This window comes from Paenibacillus sp. AN1007, assembly GCF_040702995.1.
Lineage (GTDB): Bacteria > Bacillota > Bacilli > Paenibacillales > Paenibacillaceae > Paenibacillus.
Genome location: NZ_CP159992.1, coordinates 4,711,413 through 4,728,851 on the forward strand (window position 1 = coordinate 4,711,413; position 17,439 = coordinate 4,728,851).

Annotated in this window: 14 protein-coding genes; 1 reads left to right on the plus strand and 13 read right to left on the minus strand. The window is 51.1% G+C overall.

Annotated elements, in window-relative coordinates:
• Nucleotides 1-84: 84 nt before the first annotated feature.
• The 13 genes from ABXS70_RS21290 to ABXS70_RS21350 all read right to left on the minus strand — a co-directional run bounded on the left by ABXS70_RS21290 (nt 85) and on the right by ABXS70_RS21350 (nt 16,295).
• Nucleotides 85-1,971 (minus strand): IucA/IucC family protein, encoded by a 1,887-nt coding sequence (locus ABXS70_RS21290; protein ID WP_366290693.1) that lies wholly within the window; start codon nt 1,969-1,971, stop codon nt 85-87.
• Nucleotides 1,928-3,256 carry a siderophore biosynthesis PLP-dependent protein gene (locus ABXS70_RS21295; protein WP_366290695.1) on the minus strand — a complete coding sequence of 443 codons (1,329 nt, stop codon included), beginning with the start codon at nt 3,254-3,256 and terminating at the stop codon, nt 1,928-1,930. Before ABXS70_RS21295 ends, ABXS70_RS21290 begins: the two co-directional genes overlap by 44 nt.
• Nucleotides 3,253-4,029, minus strand: coding sequence for an aldolase/citrate lyase family protein (locus ABXS70_RS21300; protein WP_366290697.1), 777 nt, complete (start codon nt 4,027-4,029; stop codon nt 3,253-3,255). The genes ABXS70_RS21295 and ABXS70_RS21300 overlap by 4 nt, the downstream gene beginning before the upstream one ends.
• The gene (locus ABXS70_RS21305; RefSeq protein ID WP_366290700.1) at nt 4,026-6,047 is read right to left on the minus strand and encodes an IucA/IucC family protein; all 2,022 of its coding nucleotides are present in this window, start codon (nt 6,045-6,047) and stop codon (nt 4,026-4,028) included. The genes ABXS70_RS21300 and ABXS70_RS21305 overlap by 4 nt, the downstream gene beginning before the upstream one ends.
• On the minus strand, nt 6,022-7,317 hold the full coding sequence (locus ABXS70_RS21310) for an IucA/IucC family C-terminal-domain containing protein (protein ID WP_366296721.1): 1,296 nt from the start codon (nt 7,315-7,317) through the stop codon (nt 6,022-6,024). Before ABXS70_RS21310 ends, ABXS70_RS21305 begins: the two co-directional genes overlap by 26 nt.
• The gene (locus ABXS70_RS21315) at nt 7,203-8,096 is read right to left on the minus strand and encodes an IucA/IucC family protein (protein ID WP_366296723.1); all 894 of its coding nucleotides are present in this window, start codon (nt 8,094-8,096) and stop codon (nt 7,203-7,205) included. Before ABXS70_RS21315 ends, ABXS70_RS21310 begins: the two co-directional genes overlap by 115 nt.
• Entirely contained in the window at nt 8,053-9,507 is a 1,455-nt protein-coding gene (locus ABXS70_RS21320) for an MFS transporter (RefSeq protein WP_366290703.1), read from the minus strand. Before ABXS70_RS21320 ends, ABXS70_RS21315 begins: the two co-directional genes overlap by 44 nt.
• Nucleotides 9,501-10,856 (minus strand): diaminobutyrate--2-oxoglutarate transaminase, encoded by a 1,356-nt coding sequence (locus ABXS70_RS21325; protein WP_366290706.1) that lies wholly within the window; start codon nt 10,854-10,856, stop codon nt 9,501-9,503. The genes ABXS70_RS21320 and ABXS70_RS21325 overlap by 7 nt, the downstream gene beginning before the upstream one ends.
• Before the next feature lie 111 nt (nt 10,857-10,967).
• A complete protein-coding gene (locus ABXS70_RS21330; RefSeq protein ID WP_366290709.1) occupies nt 10,968-11,990 on the minus strand; it encodes a hypothetical protein in 1,023 nt (340 codons plus the stop codon).
• Between the two features lie 300 nt (nt 11,991-12,290).
• Nucleotides 12,291-13,115 (minus strand): ABC transporter ATP-binding protein, encoded by an 825-nt coding sequence (locus ABXS70_RS21335; RefSeq protein WP_342554383.1) that lies wholly within the window; start codon nt 13,113-13,115, stop codon nt 12,291-12,293.
• Between the two features lie 13 nt (nt 13,116-13,128).
• The gene (locus tag ABXS70_RS21340; protein WP_366290712.1) at nt 13,129-14,172 is read right to left on the minus strand and encodes an iron ABC transporter permease; all 1,044 of its coding nucleotides are present in this window, start codon (nt 14,170-14,172) and stop codon (nt 13,129-13,131) included.
• A complete protein-coding gene (locus ABXS70_RS21345; RefSeq protein WP_342554381.1) occupies nt 14,169-15,182 on the minus strand; it encodes an iron ABC transporter permease in 1,014 nt (337 codons plus the stop codon). The genes ABXS70_RS21340 and ABXS70_RS21345 overlap by 4 nt, the downstream gene beginning before the upstream one ends.
• 93 nt (nt 15,183-15,275) lie before the next feature.
• On the minus strand, nt 15,276-16,295 hold the full coding sequence (locus ABXS70_RS21350) for an iron-siderophore ABC transporter substrate-binding protein (protein ID WP_366290715.1): 1,020 nt from the start codon (nt 16,293-16,295) through the stop codon (nt 15,276-15,278).
• 455 nt (nt 16,296-16,750) lie between these two features.
• Here ABXS70_RS21350 and ABXS70_RS21355 point away from each other — a divergent pair, with 455 nt between their 5' ends.
• Complete coding sequence (locus ABXS70_RS21355; RefSeq protein ID WP_342554379.1) at nt 16,751-17,329, plus strand: hypothetical protein; 579 nt, start codon at nt 16,751-16,753, stop codon at nt 17,327-17,329.
• The last annotated feature ends 110 nt before the right edge of the window (nt 17,330-17,439 follow it).

Consider the following 17,439-nt stretch of genomic DNA (forward strand, 5'->3'; position numbering starts at 1 on the left):
GTATCCTAATAACACCCGACACAGACCAAACGTCAAATAAAGGCAGCCCGACACTCGGGCCACCTTCTCATTTATACACTCCACCTATCCCTTATAAAAAGGGTTCCCCCCTTGGCCTTTGCCCGACGGCATCGCACCAGGCACACCATCCGCCTCAAGCAGCGGACGGACAACCAACTTCACAGGCCATGTCTCGCTCTCGAAAATGACGCGAGCAAGCGCGGCCTTGTCCGCCTCGGGAAGCTGCACCTGCTGCAGCGCTTCCCGCCAGGCCTGCTCCGTGATCGCCCAGAACTTCGTTTCCGGGATGCCGTACACTTCGCTCAAGGACTCCATGACCGCAGCCAGATTCACCTGCGTCCCGAGAGACTGCACATAAAAGATCAGCTTCTCGATCGTTTCGTTATACAAGCTGTTTGAATAACCCGGCCGAATGTGATACGCCGGATCGGCAATTCCGTGCTGGTCCAGATACGGCTGATGCAGACGGACCGAATCATGATCCCGGAATAACAATCCTTTTACCTGATTATTCTGTAAGACAAGGCAGCAGTTCTGACCATGAATCTCTGGTACAACACCTACCTTGAACAGCCGCATGACGATATCATAGAAGGCGGCAGTCATCTGGCTGTAGAACTCCAGCACGTCTTCGGCACCTATACCTCTACCTATGATTTGACTTAACAGATGATGACCGTTTAGATTCACACCCAATGCAGCCATCGGAATGACTTTATAAGCATCATCCAGCAGTTCTGCGGGATAGACACGAATCTGTGCCGCCAGATGCCGCGGGTGATCATCATACAGTCCCATCGCCTTGGGCATATAACCCCACCAGTTCCGCTCCTCACACAGATATACCTTGTCTTTCAACGACTCGTCACAAGCCACCGCGTGCCTTAACATATGCTCACCTGCAAGTCCGTTGAGCAGCTTAACCACTGGAAGATAACGCGCCGCACCCAGCGACAGCACACTGACAGGCAGCTTGAGCATCAGAGCTGATTCGGCGTTTTGAGCCATCGACCGCAGGGAAGAGGTGGCGAAGACATCTCCAATCTGTACATCCAGCACAACGATGGTACCTTCTACGATTTCTTTGGTGAACCGGGGCAGGACCACATGCTCCAGCTGCCACGGATGAACGGGCATCGGCAAATATGCATCCATGGATAAACCTCTGCGAAGATACTCATGCTGCATCTCTTCACGCTGCGAATCGTACAATACATCCATGATAGCCAATCCGTCTTCGCATCCCTGCTGCACCATATCCCGCTTGATCGCCACCCAGCGCAGCCGAATCGCCTTCCCAAACTCGGCTGCGTACTGAGTGACATCACTCGCGCTAAACCCTATTTTCGCTTTGGAAGATGGATGAAACGGCCGATCCCGGAGTGCGGCAATACGTTCACTGTGGACAAACCATTCATATGCAGACTTCGGAGTATGGGTGGATAACTGCTCTACTTGATCCCATCCGAGCGCATACTGCTGCACAGCGATATCCAGACCTGCCAGAAAATCCGCTGCTCCTGGCTGTGCATAGGCATGCTCGGATAGCGCGTGCTGCAGCACCACGCGCCCCACTTCTGCCGGAGTAAGAAGCCGCGCCCGGCTGCCATCCGGCTTCGTCTCATAGATTGGTGATCCGTGTACCCACTGAATCGCCTGCCTTACTCCTTTTTCCACCAGGCACAATACACCTTCGATATGCAGTCTGTAACGGGATACTGCAGCAGCAGGCTGATCCTTCGTCGAATCCGATCCGCTGCCGCTGCGGTCCCCTTCTGCTTCGTATCCTTTGTACAACTGCCGAAGCAGTGCCGGGGACGCAGCTAAATCCACAAACGAATCATCGTTCAGCGGAAGCAGCTGCTCCGCCAGCAGGCTGTTCATCAGATCGGACATCACCCGTAGTTCAGCGGCCTGCCGACTGGAATACTGCATGAGTAGTGTTGACATGTTCATCGTCCTCCGTCACATAGTGGAATGCCGGATGCGGATGTCCCAGAAAATCATGATGCGAAATCGTCCAGGAGTACGCACCGGATTTTACAAACACAATGATATCGCCCACTCGTAACAGCTCGACTGCTGCATCTGAATGCATGCGATCCTTTGGTGTACATAACTCACCTGCAATGTGGACTCGTTCTTCCCTTATTTCGGGTCTACCGAATGCATGCTTCCATCGATCCGTATGCACAATCTGAAATGGATGATTATGCCCCCAGGATGCAGGCAGGCGATGATGATGGGTACCTCCTCGCAAAATGGCAAACATCTGTCCGTGCGAGCGTTTGATGTCCGTCACCTCGGCTGCATAGTACCCGTGATCTGCCACTAACAAGCGGCCTGATTCGAAGAACAGCTCTCCCCCGCTTGAAGCTAAACGCTGCCTTCGCTCGCTCTGGTGCAGAAGGGCCGTGAACAAAGGCCAGTCGAACCCTGGACTGCCGTCGTACGTTACACCGAATCCGCCGCCCGCATTTACAACTTCAATATGCAGGTTATACTGCTGCTGCCAGTGCTCTACTTTTTGCAAATACAGGTCGATCATCTCGGCATGCAGCCTGGCATCCATATTGTTGGACAAGGAATGGAAATGGAATCCGCTCAGTTTAACTGCGCCCTTGCCTTCAAGGCGAATCAGTTCAATCGCTTCCTCCACATCCTGCTCATCGATACCAAACGGACTTGGCCCCCCGCCCATCACAATCTTCGTATGAGGCAGCGTACTGCTGCGCAGGTTGATGCGAAGAAGCACACGAACCTCTGGCAGCTGTACCTCTCCTTCTCCCCCTCTCCCTTGCTCTGACTCTCTTCCGGGCTCTATCCCTTGTTCCTGCTCTCGCTCTTTCGCAATCAGCAGGATGCGTCGCAGCTCCAGCAAGCTCTCCACATGAATAAAGCTCATCCCGTGTTCTACTGCCAGCCTCAGCTCGCTTTCTTTCTTGCCCGGGCCGCCAAACAGAATCGGAACCTCGCGGTTTACCGCCCGAACTTTGAGCAGTTCGCCAATGGAAGCTACCTCAAAGCCCTTCACCAATGGAAGCAGCGCTTCAATGATTCGCGGATCGGGGTTTGCTTTGATCGCATAGAATAACTTCGTGTTTGCCGGCATCGTGTGCAGCATGCCGCGCACCTGCTCCCGGATACCAGCCAGGTCATAGATATATGCGCAGACCGGTTCGTCCATTTCTTCACAACATAGTGCATGCAGCGCCTGCTGTATACTCGGTTTCATGTTGGTCCACCTGCACTTCCGTAGTCATTCCGCTTCTGGGCGTAAGCTCGAAATGCCGTATTGCGGTCATCTCCAAGCACGTAAATGTGTACGCCCCGCTCACGCCATAACGTCATGTCTTCTATTCCTCTCGTTACCGCGGCATAGGGTACCCCTACCTGCTGCGCAGTCTCATGCAGTGCTTTCAGCGCTTCCCTTACATCCGGGTGATCCGTCTGCCAAGGCACACCGAGTGATTGCGACAAATCTGCCGCCCCTTCCAGCACAAAGCTCACCTGAGGATGAGACAAAATCTCCGAACTCTGCCGCACACCCTTCACACTTTCGATCATCGGCACAATCATGACCTGCGCATTCGCTTTCTCGATGTAATCTGTCAGCGGAAACTTCCCGAATATTCCTGGACGCCCGCTGTTTAGACTGCGCATCCCCAGCGGATGATAAAACGCATGATGTGCGGCTTCCTTCACTTGAGCCAGCGTTTCCACATGCGGAATGACGATCCCCTGTGCCCCGCAGTCCAGCACTTTCAGAATCTCGGCCCGCTCCACCTTCGAAATTCGTACCAGAGGTGTAAGCTCTGCCAGCTCGGCAGTCCGAATCAACTCTTCTACGGATTCCATAGACGTCGCAGCATGTTCCAGATCAATAATGACAAAGTCATATCCCGCATGACCGATCATCTCGAGGATGACAGGATGCGGTATGGAGACGAATAGGCCAAATACGTCCTGTTTTCGCGCAATCTTGTCTTTAAGTGTGTTAACTCTCATTGCATGCCTGCTGTCTGTTCAAGCATGTCCTTAGCCAGCTTGAGCGGATTGCTTGTCCTGCGGAAATGCAGCTCGCTATCGCCATACAGCCTGCGCTTCGTCATCTCTTCGATCAGCGCATCGGCTGCCAGAAGATCATACATCTTAAACCGCTCTGCATACTCGGGATGCTGCCGCTGATAGTCCAGAATCACACCTGTACACAGCTGCCAGAATCGTTCCTCCGATAGGCCGAATCTCTCCAGCACCAGTGCAGTATCCGTCATACAGATGAAAAAAAATGCATCATACGTATAGTCGCGAACCTCCGATACATCCTCCGCGTAGATGAACGAATACCGATTGAATTTACGGTGAGTTTCCGGTTCAGGATGCAGCTTCGGTGCCCGTTCCGGGTGCATGAGCCGATCCGGGACATAACGGACGCCATCGTGCAGGTCCTTGATAATGATCCGTTTCGGCAGATGGTCCTCCAGCACCAGAATGATATTCTGCGCATGGGATTCAAGCGCAATCCCGTGTGCATACAGCAGATGAATAATCGGCAGGGTGAGCGTACGAACCAGTGCCTCTCCCCAATTCTGTACACCATGCTGCTGGATGGCCTCCTGTATAAAAGGAATCCCGTTTCGCTGCACCAGCATGAGTGCGTTCAGCGGCCAGGCCGTTTCACCTTCGTTCAGGTGAACGGACACATTTTCGCGCCAGATCGCACCTAGAGTCCCATAGGCACGCCCGTACTGGGTTACAGGTAGTTGTTCGTAACGGAACGAACAGCCCATAATTTCTTTTAAAATGGCAAACTGCTCCTGCTGCAGCAGCTCATCTTCCTGTACCAGCTGAGCCAGCCAATCGCTGATCAGGGGTGCATTTTGCGTGGTATGCTGGGCAAGTATACGCGTGCTTGACGTGTTCGTAATACTTAGTGCCAGTTTGATATAAGGTGCCTGTGAATCGTTCCGGTTGGAGAGCGAGCGAATCGACTGCTGCGCACGATAGGTTGAGGCCGAGGCACCGAGATAGACGATGTCCCCATCCATCAGCTGCTTGGCGAATATCGACTCCACTGCATGCTCCCACTGCCATGGATGAACCGGCATCAACACATAAGAACTGCTATCCCATGAGCCGCCCTCTTCCTCCAGATCATACGATTTATCGCTCTTCGTCACGGTATCTGTATCCAGTGCTAATGCCTGCTCAACGTAAGCACTCTCCGAATGATGCTGCTGAAGTGAATGCAAAACCTGACGGAACTGCTGCAGATCCTCCTCGGTCAGCTGCTGTTCCAACAGGGTAGAAGAGTCATATCCGCGGGATACAGCCGTTTGGGCCAGTTCTTTTCTCACCGCAATCCAGATGAGCGGCATGTCTGCATTAAACTCGGGACCGTAGACCCGGTTGTCTCTGAGTGAAAACCCCAGCCTTGACTTGTAGCTCGGATGGTATAGATGACCGTCGGTCATGTGACTTTCGAGTGCATCGTAATGCCGATCCTGAAGAGGAATGCTCTGAGGCAGTGCTGCACGGCACTGGCTGTCTTTTGCCATCGTTTCCTGCAGCTCCTGAATGAAGGCCGACACATGTGCACCCTGCAGGCGGTTGAGTACCGTTTCCTCCAGAAACCGATCCAGATCGGTGCAGACGCTGCCTTCCCGTTTAATGGAGCCTTTTCTCACCTTCACCCGGCCAAACGAAAACTTGCGCTCCGCTTCACAGGAGTACACCACAGGTTCGCCCGATGCTGTAACTCCGCTGGTGCACCATTTCCCGCCACTGACCTGACTGTCCAGAATATCCTCATACCACATTGCCTCCAGCGTCTGCCGCATAATCCGCTCCTGAACTTCCACATATACCGGGTCCGTGCGGTTGCTCTGGTTCTTGTTTACTTTAGCTGCTGAAGTTGTTTTGGTTGCTATATGATCTGCTGCTTGTGCCGCTGAATCCCCTGTAGTGGCTGTGTGATCTGCTGTCTTCTTTCCGTCTGACTCAGTTCCGAATTCCACGAATCTCACCCGCTTCACTCCCTAAACGTTTCATGACGTTACTTACCGGCACGTAAGCCGGAGTCTGACTAATGCCCGTAAGACAGCTCACCAGATTTTGTTTGGCCAGAAAAGCGTCTGCGGTCAGCAAATGCTCCACATAAACGTTACCGGTTCGTGTCAGTTCTTCCTCCAGCATCTCACGCACCAGCATCCAGAAATACTCCTCCGGCACATCCAGATCCCGGGCCAGCACATGGATTAATGAACCCAGATGGTTCACGATAAAATAATACGATGTCCGCGCCCATGCTTGCTCACGTGCATAAAACAGAAGCCCGGACGGTTCCCTTTTTGGACCCGGATTTGAATGCAGACCATGCCATTCATACTGATCCTGTAATTCATACTGATCCTGCAGTTGGTCCAAACCACAGTTTCCCTTATGCTTTTGCTCGGATATTGGTCCAAGTTTCTGGTCGGCCTGCCGCCCTGTTCCCGAGCTTCGAACCTCTCTCTGTTCCACAGACAGTTCCTTGATTAATTCCCGGTCGACACTGACCCCTTCCAGATCGCGCACGATAAAAGCCACCGGCATGTCCTGCTCCAGCGTCACCAATGTATTCTGCAAATGGGCTTCAAAATGAATGCCTTTTTCCCCAGCCGCCCGTACAAGCGGCAGCAGCGAGCAGGCCAAGTATTGTGACAACCACTGCTCGACCTTGTCACGATTGGCATCATTATGTTTGGCAGTGCCAGCAGAATGTACTGCCTTCCACTGTCCATCAGCTGCACTCTGGATATATTCATGATTGGCGTATTCAAGTTCGCTCGGTTCATGTCGGGTAGGCTGTCCAGATTCCGTTTTGCCGGAATTGACGTGATCCCGTCTATCCCCAAGCATGATCGCTAACCGGGACGGTGCTCCGTGCCATGGCGACTCGACCAGACTGGACAATACGTATGTATTGGCAGGATCAAATTCGATTGGACGAAAGGCCACGGTGAACAGACTTGTCAGCTTTTCGTCTCCAAACCTACATGTCGCTGCTCCTGTCTCATACGCAATGTGGGTCTGCGGCTCGGCATCAAAACATGCCTGCTGCCGTACATATCTGGACGCATCCAAAGTCCGCCGCATCTGCTCGGCACTGTTCGTCCGGATCATATTGGTAATCTGCATGTTCAGCGACAGCTTAATGCTGCAGTTCCAGGCTGGAACATACACTGTACGTACAGAAGAGGTCGGGTAGGCCAGCGGGCCTGCAGTGCCCAGCAGCAGCAGCTTCTCTTCACGGATATAGGACTGCACCTCATCCAGATGCAAAATGTGTGCATACTGCCATGGATGAACGGAAGCAGCTCGTACAAACCCATTTTTCCTTTTGACACAGGCCATTCCTGGCTTGCCAGAAGCTGTTTCAGGTCTATTTTATCCGCATGCTCTACCCATTCCGCTGCATACACATCCTGTCTCACGGCGATATAACAGAGCTGGAACGAGGTTCGCAGTTCCGGACTGTACCGCTGCACATCCTGTACGGTGAAACCTTTGGAGTTTTTCGGAAACGGGTGAAACGGATGACCATACAGCACAGATTGTTCGGATGTGGTGTAGTCCTGCACCCCGAAGCCGGATGCCTGTTCGATGTACATCGTCAGGTTGGCTGCGCTGTTTTCAACCTTTTGCATAAAATCGGTGAGCCGATCTGTGACTTGTTTTGCTTTCGTTCCGATGTCATGTTCCTCTTCAACTGCTTCACGCTGTACATTGTCTGGACTGCCGTCTCCAATCATCTCATATGAAATCCAGCGCACCAGATCACGGTAATGCACGGTTTGTCCGTTACTGTTCATACTGAGATATTCATGCTCACCCATAGCGGAGTAATAGGACAGCAATCCCATCACACGAACACCGCTGGTTGGAAATGTAATCGAATACGTCAGCGTATCCGGGTTAAGCTGCATATAATCTGCTCTTTCCGGCCCTAGTTCACGGATATAACAGTTCAGCAGCAGCTTGCAGGAATGTTCATCGGCCCGCTGCTCCGCCTTGGACCGGAGTTTGTTTTCCATTTTGAACAATGAAGCCAACCTTCTTTCGGGTTATAAGTAAGACCAGAGGTAATGTCAGCAGAATGGCACAGCCCAGACCTGTGCAGATCTCTTGGAGTGCTGCCCATTTGGCCATTTCAACCGTTCTGCCAGTTCCGGCAAGAGCCTGCCAGCGCATGTCGTAATACAGCGTCATACCCATGACTGCAAACGAGGAAGCGAGTCGTTCAATCATGGTGGACAGAACCGAACCCTCATGCATATCATCATCAGGCAGCGCCTGCAGCCCAATAGCAGAGATGCTCATACCGGATAGCCCTACGCCAATGCCCCGGCATACCATCAGCATCCCGATGATCCAGATGGACGCCCCCATAGGCAGCCATGCAAACGACAGGATGGATACCGACACCAGCAGCGTCCCCCAGATGATGAATCGCAGCGAACGGCCGCGATCCAGCAGCTTGCCCCCGATCCACATGAACAGGCTGGTTGAGACCGAGAGTGGTATGAACAGTGCACCGGAAAGCGCTGGTGACAGCTGAAACACTTCCTGAAAAAGCAGCGGCAGTGCGAAAATCACCCCAAACATCACGCAGTCCTGAAGGGTTGAGATCAGAACCGTAAGCGGAAAAACCCCCTTGCTGCGCAGCAGCGTATATCGGATCAGCGGCTCCTCACGTCCATTCTCCACGTGTATGAAACGCATAAGCAGCAGCACCCCAAGTGCAATCAGTGTCCATGGTATCCACGGAGCTGCTGCCGGACTGGCATATATCTGTACGCCCAAACTGAGCGCACCCACGGCACTAACAAGCCGAAACACACTGGACGGATGCCACGTTTTCCTACGAGCTGGCGTGTAAGCTTGAATCACTTTGCCGCACCCGATGAATGAAAAAACAGCCAAGGGCACATTGATCCAGAACAGCATCTCCAGCCGTCCATACTGAATGATGAACCCGCCCAGCGTGGGTCCGGCAGCAGGAGCCAGCATCAGCAGCAGACCCCACGCTCCCGTAATGCGTCCTCTAACCTCCGGGCCGTAGACATCAAACAGCAGCACAAGAGATAACGGGATCATCAGACCAGCGGCTGCTCCATGCATGAATCGTACAAGCAGCAGCATTTCAATCGAAGCATGAAACACGGCCCCTATCACAGAAAATACGCCATAGATGCAGATGCCCAGCATATATGTCCGTTTGCGCCCCAGCCGGTCTACAATCAGCGAAGCCAGCGGCATCGTTAATGTCATAGCAAGCATGTATACAGCGATGATCCAGCCGCCCGCTGTAGTGGAAATATCATAATATTCGATGAAATAAGGCAGCAGCAGGTTAAACGCGCTATTGGTAAGCACAAGTGTGAAAGCACCCAGCAGAATGGCAAGTAAAACCGTATGCCGCCGAAGCAGCGATAGACCTAACATGCTGCTGTCGTTAACGCAGCCGCTTCCGATAGCGATTGTTCAAAGATCGCCAGCACCTCGTCTGCTTCCTTCTCTGTAATATTTAGCGGTGGCAGAAAACGTACAACTGCTGAATGGCGTCCCCCAAGCTCCACAATCAGCCCGTTACGGAAACACTGCTGCTGAATGACAGACGCCAGTTCGCCATGCTGCAGATAGTGTCCGAGTCGATCCCTGCCTCCTGACGGGTTCACCACTTCAACCCCAATCATCAACCCACGTCCGCGAACATCGCCAATCTCGGCAAAACGTTCTTTCAGCCCGTTCAATCGTGTCATGAACTGCTCACCGCGCAGATGCACGTTGTGCAGCACATCATGCTCGCGGATGTAGCGAATCGTGGCGAGACCCGCAGCCATAGCCAGCTGATTGCCGCGGAATGTACCTGTATGTGCTCCCGGCTTCCACTGGTCCAGCTCTTCCTTGTAAATCACTACAGACATAGGCAGGCTGCCTCCTACAGCTTTGGAACAAATAATGACATCCGGCACTATACCGGCATGTTCGAACGAAAACATACATCCCGTCCGTCCAATCCCCGTCTGCACTTCGTCAATAATAAGCGGAATACCGCGTTCAGCCGTGATACGCCGCAGCTCCTGCAGCCAGTGAATATCTGCCGGGATGGCTCCCCCCTCGCCCTGAACCGTTTCCACAATCACAGCGCATGGCGCCGCTATGCCGCTCTCACAATCATCGAGCAGGTTCTCAATGTACTGTGAACTTAAACGGGCAGTCATGCCTTCTCCAACTCCGAACGGACAGCGATATTCATACGGAAAAGGCAGGAAATGCACATCTGGCAGGAGGCTCTGCAGCTGTTCCTTTTTACTCAGATTGCCGCTCATGGACATCGTCGCCTGGGTTGAACCGTGATATCCGCCTTGAAAGGCCAGAATGGATTTCCCTCCTGTCGCATGCTTCACCAGCTTGATCGCTGCTTCCACCGCATCTGCCCCCGTTGGACCGCAGAACTGAATTCTGGATGTATCCCGCATCTCTTCAGGCAGCATCGAAAAAAGCTCCTGCATAAACGAAAGCTTCAGCGGTGTGGCCAAATCCAGTGTATGTAATGGAATCTGCTGATCCAGCACATTACGAATGGCGCTGACGACCGTCTCATGGTTATGCCCGAGTGCCAATGTTCCTGCACCTGCCAGACAGTCGTAGAACTCACGGCCTTCCGTATCCGTAAGTTTAATGCCTTGGGCCTTACTGATGACGAGCGGAAAATGCCGGGGATAAGCTCGTGCATTGGACTCCTTCTCCTGCTGCAGCTTCAGGTATTCCGTCTGTACCTCTACTGACATAACTGTCTAACGCCCCTTATCATCGATTCAGGCATAGAACTGCCTGTACACTCGTTATTTGAATGTTCCATTCTCCGATGCAGCATGTGCCATGTACGCTCCAACCAACCGCTAACCCTGACATAGATATTCCAGATAGTGCCGCACAACATCCCTGGTTGTCCCGCCATGAGGATAAACGTGGTGAGTCAGATCTGGCAGTGCGTTGACTTCCAGAATGCCTCCTTGTGCCGCTGTAATCGGTACTCGAATATCCTTACAGCGAACGTCCACACCTGCAACATCGATCTGAAGTGTCCTGGCGGCCTGAATCAACATGCGGGCATTGTCAGCATGAATGTCATCTGTGCAATCCCTGTAAAACTCGCTAATCTTCCCGGCTGCTGAATTCTGCAGGTCATACAGCTCAATCTCTATCCCCGCAGGCGGCACATCATTTAAGCCAGTACCTTGTTTGCGCAGCGTTTCCTGCAGACGCATATCATTGGCATCAATTTCGGGAAAAGCTTCATACACCCCTATGGCCGTTTGCTCTATTCGGCTGTAGTTCAGCCTCTCAATGAGTTGAATTACAGACGAGCTGCCGTCGCCAATAATATATACGGGGCGGTATTCATTGACCGCCGCTACCTGATCATCAATAATCAGCACCCGATAGTCGGTCCCGATTACATACCGCTGCAGCAGTATGCTGCTGCCGTACTTGGCCGCGAGGTGAATTGCAGTTTCCAACTCGGCACTGGTTCGTACATCGAGCGTAACCCCCCGGCTGCTGCTGGCATCAAGCGGTTTGACCACGATCGAGTGATGCTGCTTAAGAAAAGCTTCAGCTTCCTTCCCTATGCCATCGACTACAACATGTGAAGGGACCGGCATGCCCCGCTCCTCCAAAAGCAGATTGCACACCTGCTTGTTTTTGGCGAGCAGTCCGGCAATCAGCGGCAGCCGGTGGGTCCTTGTTTTATTAATGATGATCTGCTTATGTTCCAGGGACAGCTTCAGAAAATCCTCACATCCATCTACAAGCGGCTCGCAAGCAATGCCCATTTCTCTTGCTTTATTCAGAATCAGCCGATTCTGCAAATTTTCAATACCCTTCGGAAATATGGAACCTTCTGGACCGTGTAATCTCATATCCAACCTTCCTATCGGTTAATTTATTGATAATGATTATCAATATCATGCAAAACCTATTTTAGGGTACCTGTTTGTCTTATGTCAATATAAAACTTTAAAGGAAAAAAAAGTTTTAATCGAGGGGTGTTTTATTGGGCACATGAGTAGAGAAAAAAAGGGCATAACAAACGGGCAAGCAGCGCCATTTGCACTCTTCTGCTTGCCTGTTCAGTTATAAATCATGGGGGAAAGTGCAGTAGGTGTAGGACGTAAATGAGCTCCGGTATCCAGCAGCACGTGTGTATGAATCTCCGTTCCTCAGGCCAACTGTGTATATCGCTTCTGTTCCTCGTTCAGCTTCCTGCCTCTTCCATGCGGGATACAGGTTGGCGTGCCAAATAGCGGGTCTACAGCGATATCACATTCCATCTGAAAAACGCTGCGCACGAGGTCACGAGTAATAATGTCCTCTGGTTTACCTTCTGCATAGATCGACCTGTTATGTACGGCCACAATATGATGTGCGTAGCGGCAGGCCAGATTCAGGTCGTGAAGTACCATCACGATGGTACGGCCTTCCTGTTCATTCAACTCAAACAGCAGATCCAGAATATCAATCTGATGTGTCATATCCAGATAGGTTGTAGGCTCGTCCAGCAGCAGCGTTTCTGTCCCCTGCGCCAGCGTCATGGCAATCCACGCACGCTGACGCTGACCGCCGGACAGAGCATCCACGGGCCGATCAGCCAGTGCAGTCAGATGGGTGGATTCCAGAGCCATCTTAACCATGCGCTCATCCTCACGTGACCACTGTTTAAGCCATGTCTGGTGAGGGTAACGTCCCTGACGAACCAGCTGGTTTACCGTTAGGCCCTCCGGCGCGGTTGGGCCCTGCGGCAGAATGGACATGCGTCTTGAGATTTCTTTGGTAGGCAGCTTGGCAATCTCCTCACCATCCAGCAGCACGGTTCCCGAGCTGGGCTTCAACAGTCTTGCCATCGTCCGAAGCAGTGTCGATTTACCGCAGCCATTGCTGCCAATCAGGACCGTAATCTCTCCTTTGGGGATGGTCAAATTCAGGTTTTCTATAATGGGATCGGCTCCATAGGAGATGGTAAGCTCCTTTGCTTCCAGAATACTCACGACGTTCTCCTCCTTAATAGTGGTTTCGATTTTTGAACAGCAGATACAGGAAAAACGGTGCACCTATCCCCGCGGTAAAAACGCCGGCAGGCACATCGAGCGGTAGAAATGCGGTGCGGGCAGCAAGATCAGCAGCACATACCAGCAGCGCACCAACGAATCCGGACACCAGCAGCAGACTGCCAAACATCCGTCCTACCAGCTTTCTTGCGATATGCGGTGCAATCAGACCGACAAAACCAATCGTGCCGGCTGCTGACACCGCAGTTCCGGCCAGCAGCACACTGCATAACAGGAGAACTGTTCGATGCCGCTGCACTGTAACGCCGAGGCCGGCAGCAAGATCATCTCCAAATTCCTGTGCATTCAGGCTGCGCGCAAACCAAAGAGCTATAGGTACAACAATCACAATGACGGGTAGTATGGTCTGAATGTCTGTCCAGGCTGCTCCATAGATGCTGCCTGTCAGCCAGATATAAGCCTGACTTGCCGTATAGAACGGGCTTAGAATCAGCATAAAGGTCGTGCCAGCCCCCGTTACAGCCGATACACCTATTCCGATCAGCACAAGCCGGATCGGACTGATTCCTTTTTTCCATGCAAGAATATAAATGATGAATGCCGTTACCATCGCCCCAAGAACAGCAAACAGCGGCAGCAGCTTGATACTCACGGTTCCGCCCAGCAGGGTTACAAACCCTACAGCAGCTGCTGCAGCACCACCAGTTATACCGATGACATCTGGTGAAGCAAGTGGATTACGAATAATCCCCTGCAGCAGTGCACCCGACATTCCCAGTGCAGCACCTACCAGCAGTGAGAGCAGTACACGCGGCAGCCGCAGTGTCAGCACGACAAAGTCATGCTCCCCTGTGTTCAGTCCAAAGATCGTTCGAACCACATCCAGTGGGGAGATAAAGTCACTGCCTAGACTTGTACCGATCACTCCGGCTGCCAGGAACAGAATGATGCATATGGAGATGACAGTCACAGACCTGCGCTCCACCTGCATGGAGACAGTATCTTTTTTATTCCGATACACCAGCGGTTTCCTCATATCTTTGTCACCCCCTTGCGAGCGATATATATGAAGAAGGGGCCGCCAATCAAAGCGGTCATTACACCAAGCGGAACTTCCTGCGGCATAATCACCAACCTTGCCACCACATCGGCTGACATCAACAGGATTGCTCCACCTAAGAAGCAGTAAGGTATAAGCCAGCGATAGTCATTGCCGACAAAAATACGCATGATATGGGGTACAATGAGCCCCACCAGACCGATGGAACCAGCTACTGCGACAGAACCGCCAGCAAGAAGTACCGTTACGACCCCCATCATCACTTTGACCAGAAGCACATTCTGTCCCATACCTCTGGCAATGTCATCCCCTGTTAATAACAGATTGATTGGCCGGCCCATGAACAGCGCCACCAGCGCAGCTGCAGCCATGTATGGCAGCACCGGATACAGCATCTCCAATGTCCGTCCGCTTACCGAGCCGGCGAGCCAGAACAATACATCCTGCAGTCCTGTACCGTCGAGCACCAGAATCGCCTGTGTAAAGGAGGCAAACAAAGCAGAAATCGCAGTGCCCGCAAGTACAATTTTAATCGGCGTCAATCCGTCACGGCCCAGAGAGCCCAGCATATACACAACGGCTGCAGCAATCGCCGCTCCCGCAAATCCAAACCACATCATCGTTGTCAGGGACGAAACGGATAATACCACGACCGCAATAACAATAAAAAATATGGCACCGGAATTAATTCCGAACACACTTGGGGATGCCAGTGGGTTACGCGTCAGTGCCTGCATTAGTCCACCTGCTGCAGCCAGACTTGCACCTACAACGGCTGCAATAATGGTGCGCGGCAGTCGTTCCGTCAAAAGCACGACATGTTCTACCGAAGTTTCATCATAGGACCGATACGCATCCCACAGCATGTGAAACGTAATAGGTGTGCGTCCTAAAATCATGCTGGCAGCTGCGGCGGTAATCATAAGAACCACCAGTCCAAGCAGCCCGTATAGTTTGGCACTTGCCTTGTTAAAAAGGGGAAACATACACTCACTCTTTCATCGATAAAGTGAAACAGGACCTGCCTGCCCATACACTTCGCTAACGAATGTTCTGGTGCATGACAGATCCTGCTCCTATTATTTAGTCAGGTTAAACTGTTTGTATAGATCGTCCAGCATCATGTTAGCCGATGTGTATCCGCCCGCCATGTTCCAGGCCACTTCATCGACCTGAACGAGTTGGTTATTTTTCACGGCGTCTAGGTTTTTCCACAGAGGACTGCTTGTCCAATCTTTATAGTTTTTCTCAATTGCAGCTGCATCCGTACCTGAATTGAAGTTGAAGATCATGTCTGCATTCATATCCGGAATAGCTTCTTTGGATGTCAGTTCAACGCCCCATGTATCTGCATCATGTCCTGCCGGTCTTGTAAAACCAAGCTCCTTCAGGATTTTACCTGCATAACCCATGTAGAAAATGCGAACCTGATCCGCTCTGAAGTTTGTAATTGTCGCTTCGATCGGCAGACGGTCACCCATCTTCTCTTTGAAATCCGCTACGCGCGTCTCCCAATTCGCGAGCATTTTGCCCGACTCCTCTGTTTTGTTCATCGCCTCACCAACCAGCTTTAACGTTTCTTTCCAGTCAAACAGTGTCTCGGTGACTACCGTTGGGGCGATCTGGGACAGCTGACTATAGATTTCTTCGTGTCTGATTTTGGTTGCGATAATGAGATCAGGCTTAAGCTTGTTGATCTCTTCCAGGTTAGGCTGGGATTCCTGTCCCACTTGAGGTACGCCGTCCAGATCTTTACGCAAATATTCATAGACCGGCTGCTGTACCCAGGATTCGACGACACCTACCGGTTTTACGCCAAGAGCTGCGACCACATCATTCGCACCTTGGAATAAGGTTACGATTCTCTGCGGCGTTCCCGTGATTTCCGTTTCTCCCATGGCATGTTTGATTACCCGAGTTTCATCTGCTGCTTTGGCAGTTGAATCCCCTTCCGTGCCGCCCTCAGTACTCTTGGCGCTTGCTGCAGGACTTGCTGTATTTGTCGTGCCTGAGCTTCCCCCCGAAGCACAGCCAGCCAGCAGCGAAATCATCAGGATCAGCGCTGCATAAATATATAACTTTTTGTTCAATCGGTACATGGAACAAGTCTCCCCTTTTCTTGTAAATGATATTGAATCTCATTATCAATTGTATTGTAATCGAGTTTGGTATTTTATACAAGCATTTATTTAGAGGAAAATTCATCTTTTTGAAGCAGCTGATCTCACTCAAAAACAGCTATGCCAAGCGTGTTTAGGATGAATCCATATCATATAAATAAATACCATTTCGTTTCCCACAACTACGTATGTGGAGGAGTTACTTTACTTTCTATTGTTGAGGGAGCCTCCCGTATCCATCTCCGTTGTTCAAAGTTTCATATGCATATAAACGTATAATTATTCGCACTATAGAATATCTGTTTATCCATATGGTCCTCTTAAAACTTGTACCGAAACAATATTACTAAATTATTCCTGTATCTTAACGTCCTCTTATGTTAGATTATCCCTTGGAATAAAATCACATATATAGAGACAGGGGACAGGATAACATGAGAAAAAATTGGGTTCTATCTATTTTAATGAGTATCATTTTGCTTGGCGGAACACTGCTCCCGGCAGGAGCTTATGTTTCAGCAGCCGACAGCACTACAACGACGACTTCAGATGAGTCTGTTACAGAAGATAACAGCACAAGCGAAGAAGCAGCGCTTTCTGCGGATGAACAAGATTTCCTTGATTATCTGGAAGCAATCGAAGCTCTGGCCGTTTATGAAAGCAAGGCGTTGGATGCCGCCGGAGGCAACAATTATATTACTTCCTCCAATCGCAAATCATTCTTTTTGAGATTGAACAACACGGTTATCCCGAATTACACCAAATATGTTTCCATGCTGAAGCAAGTCAAGCCAGCGAATCCCGAGCTGAAAAAAATCCATGACAAATTGATTAAAGGCAGCTATGCCCAGCTGGAAGGATATCAGTTGTTTAAACAATCTGTATCGAAAACCAAAATCAATAAAACGTTCTTGAAACAAGGCAACGACAAAATTGCAGCCGGAATCAAGAATATCAAGAAGTATCAGGAAGAAATCAGTGTTTATGCTGAAAAACTCGGATACGAATTGTAATTGGTGCTGTATATAAGCAGCAAAATTGATATTTAAGGAAAAAAAGTATTTTCTTTCGCCAAAATACTTCGTATAATATCGATATAATCAAAAGGCTATGCTGCCGAAAG